1 protein-coding gene is annotated in these 468 nt (G+C 67.9%); it reads left to right on the top strand.

The window, feature by feature from the left end; all coding sequences use genetic code 11:
* Positions 1–468 (top strand): nitronate monooxygenase (locus J5M73_RS31265; protein WP_207816941.1); only part of this gene is annotated, 468 nt, incomplete at both ends.

Raw genomic sequence — 468 nt, 5'->3', positions numbered from 1 at the left:
TCCCCACGGTGCTCGAAGGCACGTTCGCGCTGTTCAAGGAGCTCGGCATCGAGCGCGAGCGGATTCCGCTGATCGCGGCGGGCGGCATTCACAGCCACGAGCAGGTGCGTCAACTGTTCGCGCTCGGCGCGAGCGCCGTGCAGCTCGGCACGCCGTTCGCGGTGACCGAAGAGGGCGACGCGCATCCGAACTTCAAGAAAGTGCTCGTCGAGGCGCAGCCGGACGACATCGTCACGTTCATGAGCGTCGCGGGGCTGCCGGCGCGCGCGGTGCGCACGCCGTGGCTCACGAACTATCTGGAACGGGAACGGAAGCTGCAGCGTGCGGCGAGGCCGCGCAAATGCCTCGTCGGCTTCGATTGCCTGCAGCAATGCGGGCTGCGCGACGGCATCGAGAAGCACGGCCAGTTCTGCATCGACACCCGGCTCGCGTTCGCGCTCGCGGGCGACATCAAGCGCGGGCTGTTCT

The sequence above is a fragment of the Pseudomonas sp. 50_B genome, assembly GCF_017491625.1.
Taxonomy (GTDB): Bacteria; Pseudomonadota; Gammaproteobacteria; order Pseudomonadales; family Pseudomonadaceae; genus Aquipseudomonas; species Aquipseudomonas danubii.
This window is presented reverse-complemented; position numbering and strand designations above follow the sequence as displayed.